The sequence below is a fragment of the Rhodococcus sp. 66b genome (genome assembly GCF_002076325.1).
Lineage (GTDB): Bacteria > Actinomycetota > Actinomycetes > Mycobacteriales > Mycobacteriaceae > Rhodococcus_F > Rhodococcus_F erythropolis.
Genome location: NZ_MUZB01000014.1, coordinates 123,874 through 137,893, shown reverse-complemented (window position 1 = coordinate 137,893; position 14,020 = coordinate 123,874). Strand labels below are relative to the sequence as shown.

The window sequence follows — 14,020 nt, the reverse complement described above, 5'->3', positions numbered from 1 at the left end:
ATGTCGACCTACTTTCATCCGAAGAAGTACGCCCCCGAGGACTTCGCTTCCATGGCGCCTTCGGCCGACGCACTTCCCGTCGTGATCGCCGGAGCCGGCCCAGTCGGCATGGGCGTAGCCATGGGCTTGGCGCAGCGCGGCATTGCCGTCACGATTCTCGAAGCGGCCGATCAGGTCTCGTTCGGCAGTCGCGCGATCTGCGTGTCACGGCACAGCCTCGAAGTTGCCGAACGCCTTGGTTTCGGCGCCGAACTCGAAGACATCGTTCTACCGTGGGTGGGTGGTCGGAGTTACTACCGCGATCAGGAAGTACTGCAGTTCCGGATGGCATCCGCCGAGCACGACGCGCGCGGACCCATGGTCAACGTCTCGCAATCCGAGTTCGAACAGATCATGACCGACAAGTTGCTCGCCCACCCACTGGTGAACTTCCACTGGTCGTCGTCGATCGCCGGCATCTCCGGCGGTGACGACGAGGTAACTCTGACCGTCGACACCGCGTTCGGAACCCGCGAACTGCGTGCGGCGTGGGTCGTGGCTGCCGACGGTGGACGCAGCAAGATGCGCGAACTCAGCGGAATCCGCTTGCAGGGCAACAGCTACGAGGGCAACTACGTCATTGCCGACATTCATTGGGAATCGAAACTCCCGGCCGAGCGTCTGGTGTGGTTCGACGCACCCAGCAACCCGGGCTCCACGATCATCATGCACCGCCAACCACGGGACATCTGGCGCATCGACTACCAGCTCGACGCGTCGGACGATCCGGAGGCGGAGACGCAAGAAGATCGCATCCGTGACCGCATCACGCGTCACCTCGAATGGCTCGAGAGCGACATCCCCTGGACCCTGGAATGGTTCGGCTTCTACCGCGCCCATGCACTCGCCCTGGAAGATTTCACTCACGGCCGTGTGCTCTTTGCCGGCGACGCCGCGCATCTCGTTCCGATCTTCGGTGTTCGTGGCCTCAACTCTGGCATGGAAGATGCCGAGACCCTGGTGTGGCAACTGGCGGCCGTCATCAACGGAGCTGCCGATACCGCCATCCTCGACGCGTATTCGAAGGAACGTCGCAGCGCGTGGCAGCAGAACGTCGACAATGCAGGCAAGTCGACGCTCATCATGTCGCCCGGCAGTCATGGATACCGGACCACCCGCGACGCCGTACTCGAACTCGCCACCAAGCGAAGCGAATTCGCGCACCTCATCAACCCGCGCCAGTCGAGTGCAACGCACGCCCGTCTCTCGCCGCTGACGTGGCCCACAGCTGCGGGCACCGAGGGCGTACTGCCCGGGGATCCGCTGGAAGACAGAGTCGTCCAGGTCTCGGCGGACGGTTCGAAAACCTCCTTGAACAGTCTGCGCGGTACTGGATTCGGCCTGCTGGCTTTCGGACTGTCAGCTGAGCTGGTATCCGAACTCGACACGCAAGCCGAGATTCTCGCTCAGGCCCTTGCACCGGAAACCGTACGGGTGATCACCGCGGGAACTAACGACTCCACGATTCGCGATGCCGAAGGCAATCTCGCATCTGCCCTCGGTGCTCGTGTCGGCGAGATCTTCGTGATTCGGCCCGACGGATTGGCGCTCTGCCGCATCAGCGATCCCACGCAATTGAACGACGTGGCCAAGCACCTCACCGCCGGCACTGCGCCGACGCACTTCGATACGGCACAGTCGGCGACAACTGCGGTGATCGACGACGAGGGCCACCGCGAGCACGTCTGGTTGGCACTGTCGAATGCACTGGATCAGGCTGATCCGTCCGACCGCGAAGCCATGTTGGTGCGCCTTGCCTTGATTCTCGGTTCGCAAGCTACGTCGACGAGTTTCGACGCAGCCCTGAAAGACGCAGCCCCGAAAGACGCAGCCCCGAAATCTGCCACCCGATAGTTCAGACACAGCAACTCGGCCGCGCAGGATTGTCTCCTACGCGGCCGAGCGCATTCGCGGATGAAGCAAGTATTCAGTTGACCTCGGCCAATTCCTTTTCTTCCTCAGCGCGCCTTTCACGCACGGATCTTCCCCGCAGCGACCTTCCACGTACCAGCGGCGAGACGGTGATCGCCAAGCCCACCAGCGCGACTCCGGTAACCAGGATCAGTCCGGGATGGAACTGTTCGAATCCGGCGGTACCGGCACCGGATGCGGTGTGCGATCCGGCGGTCACGAGGGCGGTAGTGAGAGCGAGCACGAGCGCCGCACCGACCTGAGCGGACGTGTTCACCAGCCCGGACGCCAAACCCTGCTCCGAATCGTCGACGCCGGAGGTGGCCTGGGCCATGATCGAGGTGTACCCCAACGCGAATCCGAGTCCGAGCAGGATGACGCTCGGCAGAATCGCCACGACGTACGACGGTGAATCGCTGCCCGCGAAGAGGAACCAGAGGTACCCGACGCTGAGCGAGGTCAGTGCCGCGATGATGAGCTTGGCACTGCCGTACAGGTCGACCAACCGTCCGACGAACGGTGATCCGAAGGCGACGATGATGCCCGCGGGGAGCAGTGCCATCGCCATCTTCAGCGGCGACCAGCCGAGGGCCGACTGCAGGAAGATCGTCATCATGAACTGGAAGCTCAGGTAGGAACCGAAGAGCGCGATGATGGCCAGATTCGCACGAACGATGGTGCCGACGCGCAGAAGCCCAAGTCGCACAAGTGGATGAGCCACCTTCTTCTCGACGAAAAAGAACGTCGCCAGAAGCACGGCTGCGACGGCGAACGAACCCAGCGTCATCGGGTGTGCCCACCCACGGGTCGGAGCCGAGACCATCGTGTAGACCGTGAGAAGCATTCCCGTCACCAGGGTGACGGCGCCGACGAGGTCGTGTCCCCCGGTATCTGCGGGACGGTCCCGCGGAATGAGGAAGTACCCACCGATCAGCGCGATGACGGCAAACGGAACCGGCATCAGGAACGTGAATCGCCAACCGGCACTGGTCAACAGCCCACCCAGGATCAGGCCCGACGAGTAACCACTGGCGCCGAACACGGAGAACACGGACAGCGCACGGTTACGGGCCGGGCCCTCTTTGAACGTCGTGGTGAGAATGGACATTGCAGTCGGCGCAGTGAAGGCCGCCGCCAGTCCCTTCACGAATCGTGATGCGATCAGCAGTGTTCCGTTGTCGACAAGGCCACCGACCAGCGAAGCGATTGCGAACACGGTCAGCGCGATCAGGAAGACCTTCCTGCGCCCGAGAAGATCGGCGGTACGTCCACCGAGTAGCAACAAGCCGCCGAATCCGAGGACGTAGCCGTTGATGATCCACTGCAGCGAAGTAGTGGACAGGCCCAGTTCATTGCCGATGGACGGTAGAGCGACGCCCACCATCGACACATCGAGACCGTCGAGGAACAACACGAGGCAGAGCACCGCGAGGATGCCCCACAGCTTGAGGGACCAGCCCTCTCCTGTGGCCGGATCCGTGGATTCCGTAGAACCCGGGGATTCCGGCGAATCGAATGGTTTGAGTGTCGAGTCTGTGCAAGTCACGTCAGCGAGAATAGATGCACATGCACTTAATGCACAAGCATTTAATGCAATTGCACGTAATCGAGTCTTCAACTAGAATGCGGTCGTGACGTCGGAATCGGAATTGCGCAACACCTGGCGCTCGTTGTCGACCAGCTACAACGACATCGCATGCGAACTCGATCGCCAGATGCAGTCGGCGCACGGCCTGAGTATGAGCGACTTCGAGGCCCTCGACCGACTCATGGACACCTCGTGTGAGCGTCCACGGATGCAGGATCTGGCTTCGGAGATGTACCTGAGTCCCAGTGCGCTCTCCCGCAGCGTCGCCCGCCTCGAGAAGGCCGGACTGGTTCAGCGAGCACTGTGCGAGGCTGACCGGCGCGGAGTCTTCATCGACGTCACCGACAAAGGTCGTCAAGTACACACGGATGCCAGCAAAATTCAACTGGCCGTGCTGGATTCACGCCTGCGCGAGCAGTAGCCCTACGTCGGAGCAGCACCGCACCTCGCCCGGCCGCCGGGCGAGGACCGTTCAGGACTAGACTGAGCACATACCGGCGCGCCTTTCTGTTGCCGTCGGCGATCGACAGCAGCGCAGCCGGCACGCCTTCACGCGATCCTGGCCGAGGCAATCTGCCAGCGTTCCTGCGGCTTCTGCTAGTCCCTCAGGCGCCTGCCTGACATCTCTACCTGCTCCTATCGAGAGATACACAATTGAACAACGCACGCACCCTTGGAGTCATCGGACAGTCGAGCAAACCGGCAGAACGCCGGTTGCCGATCCATCCTGCGCATTTCGATCGCATCGATGCCGACCTACGTTCTCGGATCTACCTCGAAGAGGGTTACGGCCACCCCTTCGGCTACTCCGACGACTACCTCTCGCGTCTGGTGGCCGGAATCCGCACGCGCAAGCAGATTTTGGCGGAAACCGATGTGGTTCTGCTACCGAAGCCGTTGGTGCGTGACCTCGCCGAACTACGGTCGGGTCAGGTTCTCTGGGGCTGGCCGCACTGTGTCCAGGACACCGAGCTGACACAAATCGCGATCGACAAGAAACTGACTCTCATCGCCTTCGAAGCGATGAACTTCTGGCACAGCGACGGATCGTTCAATCTGCATGTGTTCCACAAGAACAACGAGTTGGCCGGCTATTGCTCGGTACTGCACGCCCTGCAGTTGATCGGTTCCACCGGAGACTACGGCCGCCGTCTCACTGCTGCCGTGATCGGTTTCGGTGCCACTGCACGCGGCGCTGTCACTGCACTCAAGGCGCACGGTATCCACGAAGTGGACGTACTGACTCAGCGCGGCGTCACCGCCGTCAGCTCCCCCATCCACTCGGCGCGAATGGTCTCGTTCGACAACAACAACGGCGACGTCCGCGGCAGCCATGTCATGCTCGACAACCACAGCGTGCCGGTACCGGGCTTCCTGGCCGAGCACGACATCGTCGTCAACTGCGTACTGCAGAACACGGATGCCCCGCTGACGTTCCTGACCGAGGAAGATCTCATGGACTTCCAACCCGGAAGCCTCATCGTCGACGTCTCGTGCGACGAAGGCATGGGGTTCAGCTGGGCTCGTCCAACCTCGTTCGCGGATCCGACCTTCATCGTCGGCGACAACATCACTTACTACGGCGTCGATCACAGCCCGTCGTACCTGTGGAACTCCGCGTCGTGGGAGATCAGCGAATCACTTCTTCCCTACCTGCCCACTGTGATGGCAGGAGAGACGGCCTGGAAGGCAGACGAGACCGTCGACCGCGCCATCGAAATCCGTGACGGCGTCATCGTGAATCCCGCCATTACGCGTTTCCAGCACCGTTCGGCGGACTACCCGCACGCTGTCATCGCGGAATAGGCGCCCCGATCAGGCCTGGCCGGCTGCCGCGTTGATCGGTGCCATGTCGAAATAGTCGCGCCAGGCTTTGATCTTTCCGTCCTCGACTTCGAATACCCCCATGACCGGGAGCGCTACCTCGGCGCCGTTGATGGTGAAGACGTCGACGCGCTCGTTCATGACGGTGTTGCCGTCCGCGACCTGACGCTTGATCTGAAAGTCGATGTTGCCGAAGGCACCGACAAACTGCTCGATGAACGCCCGGACGGCCTCGCGACCGACCACGGGCTCCATCGGAATGTTGTGATAAACGACGTCATCGGTGAAGTAGTCGACGATCTTTGCAACATCGGCGTCCGCCCACAGCGCACAGAAATCGGTGATCAGCTTATCCGATGTCATTGTGTTCCAGCCTCTTTCGAATCGTTTTCGTAGGGTTCGATGATTGCCAGGATGCTTTCGATCTCGCCTGCCGGTATCCCGAAGTACTCGGTGACGAAAACTGTGACGGCCGGTGCCTGGCCAGGTGTTCCGAGGTCGAGCAGATACCGCGCGACGACGCTCTCGCCCCACTCACGCAGCGCGAGTTCACGTATCGCCACGATTCCGCGATATTGCTGCCCCTGTTCGAGCTCGTTGCTGATGAAAGCGCCGGTGTCACCGGTTCGCTGACCGTTCTCGACTCGCCAGGCGTCAGCGGCGAATCGGACCTTCGTTGCGTCGTGAGTGAGCAATGCGTTCACGTATTCACGCGCCATGGCGACGCGCCCACTGACCGCAGACTCCGTGGAGTGCTTGGCAATTGCACCCAGGATCGACTCAGCCAACTCCGGTCGGCAGATCACGAGATCCGGAAGGTAGGGATGAGATTCGTTGTAGAGCAGCGGTGAACCGTCGATGCGGCTGCAATGCAGCCCGGCCGCCTGTGCGACGCCGACGGGTGCAGCCGAATCCCATTCCCACTGCCCACCGGCGTGCAGGTAGGCGTCGACCTCGCCTCGCACCACCGCCATCGCCTTGGCGCCGGCCGATCCCATGTGCACCACGTCGGCGCCGAGTTCGGCTGCCACCGCTTCGGTGAATGCGGGTGGTCGCGATCCGCTGACTACTACGCGGAGCGGCGAATTCGCGGGAACCGAATCGGCCTCGTCGCCACTGGAGTACACCGCTCCGAGCGCCGGCTGAGCAACCGCGGCTGCGGTAATTCCGCTACCGCGCTCCCAAAGCGCCACGTGCACTGCCCAATCCGCGTGATCCGGCAAGCCGTATTCCTTGGAGCCGTCCAGCGGATCGATGATCCAAACCCGGGATGCGTCCAGACGATTGCGATCATCGGCAGACTCCTCCGAGAGCACGGAATCCTCCGGCCGCTCGGCGGCCAACCGGTCGAGGATGTAGGAATCGGCGGCCTTGTCGCCCCGGCGACCTAGCTCACGACCGTCGTCGACACCCAGGCCCTCGGCTCGGATCCCCAGGAGGATCGCACCAGCGGCCTGCGCCAATTCCGCCGCGAGTGCCTCGTCGGCGATTCTGCTGTGTGTGGATTCGCTCACCGGTCCAACACTTCCATAATTCGCAGCGCAAGTTCGGTAGGCGTTCCGTCTTCGGGTCTGATCACCAGCTCGGCACTGGCTGGAGCCTCGTACGGATCGTCGACTCCGGTGAAACCCTTGATTTCCCCGGCCCTGGCCTTGGCGTACATCCCCTTGGGGTCTCGGGCTTCACATTGCTCGATCGGGGTGTCGACGTAAACCTCGACGAACTTCAGCCCGGCGGCCTCGTGCGCCGCCCGCACTCGATCACGATCTTCGCGGTACGGGCTGATCAGGCAGGCCACTGCCACTGCACCTGAATCAGCGAACAGCTGCGCCACCGAGCCGACTCGGCGGACGTTCTCGGCTCGGTCCTCGGCACTGAATCCCAGATCCGCGTTCAATCCGTGCCGGAGGTTGTCGCCGTCGAGGCGGTACGCGGGGATACCCGCGGCCACCAAGCGGCGTTCGAGTTCCACGGCGATCGTCGACTTGCCCGAGGCCGAGAGACCGGTGAGCCAGACGGTGGCGCCGGCAGTCGCACGTTCCTCGCGAGAAACCTCCGCACTGTGCCAGACGACGCGCGATTCCTTGAGTGTCGGACCGTTGATCATTCCGGCTGCGACGGTATTGCCCGTGGTCTCGTCCACGAGGATGAAGCTGCCTGTCACGCGGTTGCGGCGGTAGGGATCGAACATCAACGGCTGCTGCGTTTTGATCGAGATGCGACCGATCTCGTTGAGGGACAGAGATTCTGCCTTCTCGTCGCGGTGCAGAGAATTGACGTCCAGGCGATAGTCGAGCTTGACGATCTGCGCTTTCGTGGAGCGCGTGGTGTGCAGCAACGAGTAGCGGTTGTTCTCCGACAGGGTGGTCTGTTCAGTCAACCAACAGACCATCGCATCAATTTCCTGCCCGACCTGCGGCCGGTTGTTGAGCCGACACAATTGGTCCCCTCGGCTGACGTCGAGATCGTCGGCCAGCTCGATGCATACGGCCGAGGGCGCAAACGCCTCGTCGATCACGTCACCGCCCGGCCCGTGGACTGCCTTCACCGTCGAGGTGAATCCTGAAGGCAATGCCACGATTTCATCGCCGGGCTTGAAGACGCCACTGGCCACCGTTCCGGCGTATCCCCGGAAATCGTGGAGGTCGGCATCCGTTTGCTTCTGCGGACGGATCACGTACTGCACCGGGAAACGCGCGTCGATCAAGTTGCGATCCGAAGCGATGTGCACCTGCTCGAGATGGTGCAGCAGAGAAGGCCCGTCGTACCAGGACATGTTCTCGGTCCGGGCAACGATGTTATCCCCCAACAGCGCCGACACCGGAATGAACGTCAGATCGTGGACGTCCAGTTTGATCGCGAATTGCCGGAATTCTTCCTTGATCTCCTCGAACCGTTCCTGAGACCAGCCCACGAGGTCCATTTTGTTCACACACAGCACGAGGTGGGGTATCCCCAGGAGAGTCGACAAGAAAGCGTGCCGTCGCGTCTGTTCGAGCACACCTTTGCGTGCGTCCACCAGGATCAGGGCAAGGTCGGCCGTCGAAGCGCCGGTCACCATGTTGCGGGTGTACTGCTCGTGCCCGGGTGTGTCCGCGATGATGAACTTCCGGTGTGGGGTCGCGAAATACCGGTGGGCGACGTCGATCGTGATGCCCTGTTCACGCTCGGCGCGCAATCCGTCGGTCAGTAGCGCGAGGTTGGCGTACTCGTCGCCGCGTTCTCGACTGCTCCGCTCCACGGCCTCGAGTTGGTCCTCGAAGATCGACTTGGAGTCGTAGAGCAACCGGCCGATGAGTGTTGATTTCCCGTCGTCGACACTCCCCGCTGTAGCGACTCTCAGCAGTTGCGGCATCAGAAGTACCCCTCTTTCTTACGATCTTCCATGCCAGCTTCGGAAATCCGGTCATCAGCTCTGGTTGCGCCACGCTCCGTGATACGGCTCGCCGCAACTTCTTCCACGACAGCGGCCGGTGTTTCGGCCGACGATTCGACGCATCCGGTACACGTTGCGTCGCCGACCGTACGGAAGCGCACCAACGCCTCGTAGGACTCCTCGCCGGCGCGAAGCTCGAGGAAGCGGGTGCGTGCCAACAACATTCCGTCGCGCGGAACGACTTCGCGACGATGGGCGTAGTAGATGCCGGGAAGGTCGATCCGTTCCTTCTCGATGTACTGCCAGATGTCGAGCTCTGTCCAGTTGGAGAGCGGGAAGATCCGAATGTGTTCACCCTTACGGTGTTTGCCGTTGTACAGGTTCCACAGTTCAGGTCGCTGCACCTTGGGATCCCACTGCCCGAACTCGTCCCGGAAGCTGAACACCCTCTCTTTGGCGCGCGCCTTCTCCTCGTCTCGGCGAGCACCACCGAACACGGCGTCGAACTTGTTGTCGCGAATTCCGCGCAGCAACGCGTGCGTCTGCAGGCGATTGCGACTGGAACCGACTCCGGTGTCCTCGATGACGCGTCCGGCGTCGATGTCGTCCTGCACACTGGAGACGACAAGACGCAGGTTGAAGCGATCGACCGTGCGGTCGCGGAACTCGATCACCTCGTCGAAATTGTGACCAGTGTCGACGTGCATCACGGCGAACGGCAATGGAGCAGGCCAGAATGCCTTGGCCGCTACGTGCAGCATCACGACGGAATCCTTACCTCCGGAGAACAGGAGGACCGGCTTTTCGAAAGTCGCTGCGACTTCGCGGAAAATATGGACCGCCTCCGCTTCGAGTGCCCGCAAATGCGACAACTCGTAGGCGGGCGGGGTCTGGAGTGTTGCCATGTCTTTCGCTCCTGAGCATCACGTACTCCGTGCGGAACACCATTTCCGCATCGGTACATTTATGTACCGGACTGGTTCTAAATTGAACGCAATCACAGAATAGAACTCGTTCTACCCAAAGGTCAATGACCGGCAATCAGACGTCACAAACCGCGAACCGGACTCCGGCCACCAACTTCCGCCGTCACCGCATCCGCCGCCGCAACCAACGCCGCGGCCCTTCGCTCGATCTCGGCGCCGGTGATCGCCCCGCCCACATAAAGTGTTAGCACAAGGGCCTGATGCCCTTCGGCGTCGTAGGTCGGGGCCGCAATGAGACTGACGGGATGCTCGTCGTCAGAGCTGATGTCGCGCCCGAGATACACCCTCTCGCCCAGGCTCGACACCATCTCCCCGAGCAGTTCACGCACCTCCGGCGGAAGATCGTGCGTCGCAACGCCCGCCATCAGCGTGTGCAGTCGCTGCCCGACGGGATCCAGACTCTCGACCAGATACCCCGCAGCGCGACACTCGCGGACCACGTTCCACAGACGCTCGCGATCAAAGCGCACCGGCAGGCTCGGCTCTTTGCTCAGCCAACTGTCCATGTCGTGATCCGAACCCCAGAGGACGTACATCAGTCCGACCGGTGGTGCGAACGGGTACACCTGACCGACCTTGGCAGCGCGACGCGCTCCGATCGGTCCGGTCACTTCGAGAACGCTGATCTGATCACCGATCACACCGGACGCCGTGCACGTCGTTCCGAACTCCGTGCTCACTTTCTCCAGATGGGTGCGGGCAATGGGTCCGACGGCAAATCCTCGCTGAGCTGCACGTCCGGCCGCGATCAAGGCCGGACCGAGCCCATAGGTCTTCGACACCTCGTCCCGAGTCAGGTATCCACGATCAGCCAGCGCCGTGAGGATTCCCAGGCAGGTGGGCTTGCTGATCTCGAGCGCGCGGGCCAGTTCCGACAGCCCGAACCGCTGATCAGGGCGGCCGACGAGGTAGTCGAGCACCTGAACCACCCGTTCGGTGGGAGGCGATTGCCTCCCCCGCGGGCGTCCCTCTTCAGGCGTCTTCTCCGGTCCACCCATTGACCACTCCCTAGAACGCGTTCTATTGTCGAAATACCCAACATCTACCAAATAGGTACATATTTGTACCACGACGCTCTGGACCGGCGACATAGTCGGAACTGTGAGGAGCCAGCGTGCTGACGGACCCGTTTGCCGAGGCGATCGCCGAAGCCGAGAAATTGATCGAGACTGCGCCGCACATCAGATCCGAACAGGATCTACTGGAGGGATACCAATATCTGGCCGGCGGAATCATCGCGACGACGCATGCCGCCTGGGCCAGCGAAAAGACCCATCCGAGTTTCATCCAGGGCACCGGACCATTCACCAAGATGGGTCTCGACAACCCGGACACCCTCTACTTCGGCGCCCGTATCAACGACGACAAGGAATACAAGGTCACCGGAAAGCGCGGCACCACAGCCGATCTCAGCTTCCAGGTGTTGAGTGGGAACTACACCAACTCGAACGTTCCCGGCAGCGAAATCGCCTTCGACGACCGCGAGCTGGAGATAGACGACGACGGCAACTTCGTCGCTTGGTTCGGCCCCGGCCCCGCCGACGGACGAGCCAACTACTACACCCTGGCGCCCGGATCCTCGCAGCTGGTCGTTCGCGAGGTCTACAGCGACTGGAGTCAGCAGCGCGGCGTGATCCGCATCGAGCGCACCGATTCGATCGGGATCGCGCCGCCACCTCTCACCGCCGAAGAGACCGAGAAGCGTTACGCCCGGGCTGGGAAGGCACTGGTCACGCGGGTCAAGACGTGGCTCCAGTTCCCGGAGTGGTTCTACCTCAAGCTCACGGTCAACACCATGACCGAACCACGCCTGACACCGGGCGGGCTGGCAACGCAGTACTCGTCGGTGGGACATTACGAACTCACCGACGAGCAGGCGATGATCATCACCGTTCCCGCCTCCGACGCACCGTATCTCGGCTTCCAACTGGGGAGCCTCTGGTACATCTCACTGGACTACGTCAATCATCAGACCTCCCTCAACAACGGCCAGGCACAGGCCGATCCGGACGGGATGGTCCGAATGGTGGTCAGCGAGAAGAACCCCGGTGTCACCAACTGGGTCGAAACCGTCGGACATCCGCGCGGCATTCTGCAGTTCCGTTGGCAGCGCGTGTCCCGCGAGCTGACGCCGCAGGACGGTCCCGCCGTCGAAATCGTCGCCGTCGCAGATATTGCGAAGCACCTGCCGCATTTCGACACCAACACCATCACCGCCGAGGACTGGGCAGCGCGCATTGCCCAGCGCCAGGCCGCCATCGACAACCGAATGCTGGGGTAATCATGACCGCCTTGCTCGAAGACCGTGTAGTAGTCATCTCCGGAGTCGGCCCGGCACTCGGCCGCGCTCTGGCCCTTCGATGTGCGTCGGCCGGCGCGAGTCTTGTTCTCGCAGCACGTACGCAATCGCGACTCGACGACGTTGCGAAGGAAATAGTCGATGCCGGTGGGCGCGCCGTCACCGTTGCCACCGACATCACCGACCAGGCTTCCGCCGAGAATCTGGTGGCCGAGTCCATTGCCGCCTACGGCAAAGTCGACACTCTGATCAACAATGCATTCTCGATTCCGTCGATGAAACCGTTGGCTCGCACCGATTACCAGCACATCCGCGACAGCATCGAACTGACCGTTCTCGGGGCGTTGCGCCTGACTCAGCTGTTCACGCCGGCACTTGCCGAGTCGGACGGCTCCGTGGTGAACATCAATTCGATGGTGTTGCGGCATTCGCAAGAGCGTTACGGCAGCTACAAGATGGCGAAGTCGGCCCTGCTCGCCATGTCGCAGTCCCTGGCCACCGAACTCGGCCCGCAGGGAATTCGTGTCAATTCGATTGCACCCGGCTATATCTGGGGCGACACCCTCAAGGGATACTTCGCGCACCAGGCGGAGAAGTTCGGCATGACTGTCGAGCAGATCTACGAGCACACTGCGTCGAACACCGACCTCAAGCGCCTGCCGACGACGGATGAAGTATCCGATGCGGCGATCTTCCTGGCGTCTCCGATGGCCAGCGCGATCACCGGCCAATGCATCGACGTCAACTGCGGCGAATTCCATCACTAGGAGCACCATGACTGAACGCACTCACGTCGGCACCGTCGAGGATCTCCATGCCTCGGCGACGCGGATGACCGGCCTGACGGACTTCGGCGTCGACGATTACACCGAGGCTCTGTCGGTCCTCCTCGAGTCTTACGACCGCGACGAGGATCTGACGCCCTTCGGCAGCAAGATCTCTCGGGTATTCCTTCGCGGCGCCCTGGTGGCCCGTCTGCTCAGCGAATCGGCGTGGAAGGAGCATCCGGAACACGCCGACGTCAAGATCGAGCGGCCGATCTTCGTCACCGGATTGCCACGCACGGGCACCACTGCCTTGCACCGCCTCCTCACGGTCGACCCGGCTCACCAGGGCCTCGAGATGTGGCTGACCGAGTTCCCTCAGCCTCGCCCGCCTCGCGATACGTGGGAATCGAACCCGGTCTTCGCCAAGATCGAGGAGACATTCGGTCAACACCACGTCGAGCATCCCGAATTCATGGGCGTGCACTACATGTCGGCCAGCGAAGTCGAAGAATGTTGGCAACTCTTGCGTCAGACCTTCAAGTCCGTGTCGTACGAGTGCCTGGCGAATCTACCCACGTACTCCACATGGCTGAAGGACCAGGAGTGGTCGAACGCCTATGCACGACACAAGAAGAACCTGCAGCTGATCGGTCTGCCCGATCAGGATCGACGGTGGGTCCTCAAGAACCCGAGCCACCTGTTTGCGCTCGACGAATTGATGGAGGCGTACCCCGACGCTCTCGTCATCCAGACTCACCGCTCCCCTACGACGATCATTCCGTCGGTATGCAGCCTGGCCGCCCAGGCGACAGAGGGTTGGTCGAACACGTTCACCGACAAGGTGATCGGCGAAAGTCAGCTCGAACTGTGGGCCAGGGGGCTCGAGCAGTTCGACAGTGCACGCGCACACCACAATCCCGCGCAGTTCATCGACGTCGACTATCAGGACTTCGTCACCGATCCACTGGGAACCGTCGAGAACATCTACACGCACTTCGACATCCCGTTGACATCTACCGCCCAGCAGTCGATGGAGGCCATGCACGAGGAAAGCCGCTCGGGTGCTCGCAAACCGTCGCACAAGTACACGCTCGAGGAGTTCGGCCTGACGAAGGAACAGGTGGAGGAGCGATTCGGAACTCGCTGACCACCGTTGGTCTACGACCTCGCTGACGACCTTGCTGACGACTGAAGCCCCCGCCGGACGGCGGGGGCTTCAGTACGCAACTC

12 protein-coding genes are annotated in these 14,020 nt (G+C 61.9%); 6 read left to right on the top strand and 6 right to left on the bottom strand.

The window, feature by feature from the left end; translation table 11 throughout:
• Positions 1-1,893, top strand: coding sequence for an FAD-dependent monooxygenase (locus tag B0E55_RS24800; RefSeq protein ID WP_080910654.1), 1,893 nt, complete (start codon positions 1-3; stop codon positions 1,891-1,893).
• A gap of 73 nt (positions 1,894-1,966) precedes the next feature.
• Here B0E55_RS24800 and B0E55_RS24795 read toward each other — a convergent pair whose 3' ends face one another.
• Complete coding sequence (locus tag B0E55_RS24795; protein ID WP_019749190.1) at positions 1,967-3,496, bottom strand: MFS transporter; 1,530 nt, start codon at positions 3,494-3,496, stop codon at positions 1,967-1,969.
• A gap of 85 nt (positions 3,497-3,581) precedes the next feature.
• Here B0E55_RS24795 and B0E55_RS24790 point away from each other — a divergent pair, with 85 nt between their 5' ends.
• Together B0E55_RS24790 and B0E55_RS24785 are read left to right on the top strand one after the other, a co-directional pair.
• Positions 3,582-3,959 (top strand): MarR family winged helix-turn-helix transcriptional regulator, encoded by a 378-nt coding sequence (locus B0E55_RS24790; RefSeq protein WP_019749191.1) that lies wholly within the window; start codon positions 3,582-3,584, stop codon positions 3,957-3,959.
• Positions 3,960-4,192: 233 nt separating this feature from the next.
• Positions 4,193-5,344 carry a N(5)-(carboxyethyl)ornithine synthase gene (locus B0E55_RS24785; protein WP_080910653.1) on the top strand — a complete coding sequence of 384 codons (1,152 nt, stop codon included), beginning with the start codon at positions 4,193-4,195 and terminating at the stop codon, positions 5,342-5,344.
• A gap of 9 nt (positions 5,345-5,353) precedes the next feature.
• Here B0E55_RS24785 and B0E55_RS24780 read toward each other — a convergent pair whose 3' ends face one another.
• The 5 genes from B0E55_RS24780 to B0E55_RS24760 all read right to left on the bottom strand — a co-directional run bounded on the left by B0E55_RS24780 (position 5,354) and on the right by B0E55_RS24760 (position 10,722).
• A complete protein-coding gene (locus B0E55_RS24780; protein WP_007726173.1) occupies positions 5,354-5,725 on the bottom strand; it encodes a limonene-1,2-epoxide hydrolase family protein in 372 nt (123 codons plus the stop codon).
• Positions 5,722-6,876, bottom strand: a complete 1,155-nt coding sequence (locus tag B0E55_RS24775) for a 3'(2'),5'-bisphosphate nucleotidase CysQ (RefSeq protein WP_019749193.1) — start codon at positions 6,874-6,876, stop codon at positions 5,722-5,724. Before B0E55_RS24775 ends, B0E55_RS24780 begins: the two co-directional genes overlap by 4 nt.
• On the bottom strand, positions 6,873-8,717 hold the full coding sequence (gene cysC, locus B0E55_RS24770; RefSeq protein ID WP_019749194.1) for an adenylyl-sulfate kinase: 1,845 nt from the start codon (positions 8,715-8,717) through the stop codon (positions 6,873-6,875). Before cysC ends, B0E55_RS24775 begins: the two co-directional genes overlap by 4 nt.
• A complete protein-coding gene (gene cysD, locus B0E55_RS24765) occupies positions 8,717-9,643 on the bottom strand; it encodes a sulfate adenylyltransferase subunit CysD (protein WP_019749195.1) in 927 nt (308 codons plus the stop codon). The genes cysC and cysD overlap by 1 nt, the downstream gene beginning before the upstream one ends.
• A gap of 143 nt (positions 9,644-9,786) precedes the next feature.
• The gene (locus tag B0E55_RS24760) at positions 9,787-10,722 is read right to left on the bottom strand and encodes a helix-turn-helix domain-containing protein (protein WP_080910652.1); all 936 of its coding nucleotides are present in this window, start codon (positions 10,720-10,722) and stop codon (positions 9,787-9,789) included.
• 116 nt (positions 10,723-10,838) lie between these two features.
• Between B0E55_RS24760 and B0E55_RS24755 the strand changes: the two genes are divergently transcribed.
• The 3 genes from B0E55_RS24755 to B0E55_RS24745 are packed head-to-tail and all read left to right on the top strand — an operon-like array spanning position 10,839 to position 13,937.
• Complete coding sequence (locus B0E55_RS24755; RefSeq protein ID WP_080910651.1) at positions 10,839-12,005, top strand: hypothetical protein; 1,167 nt, start codon at positions 10,839-10,841, stop codon at positions 12,003-12,005.
• A gap of 2 nt (positions 12,006-12,007) precedes the next feature.
• The gene (locus B0E55_RS24750) at positions 12,008-12,790 is read left to right on the top strand and encodes an SDR family oxidoreductase (protein ID WP_007726165.1); all 783 of its coding nucleotides are present in this window, start codon (positions 12,008-12,010) and stop codon (positions 12,788-12,790) included.
• A 7-nt stretch (positions 12,791-12,797) separates the two neighbouring features.
• Positions 12,798-13,937 (top strand): sulfotransferase family protein, encoded by a 1,140-nt coding sequence (locus B0E55_RS24745; protein WP_070385726.1) that lies wholly within the window; start codon positions 12,798-12,800, stop codon positions 13,935-13,937.
• The last annotated feature ends 83 nt before the right edge of the window (positions 13,938-14,020 follow it).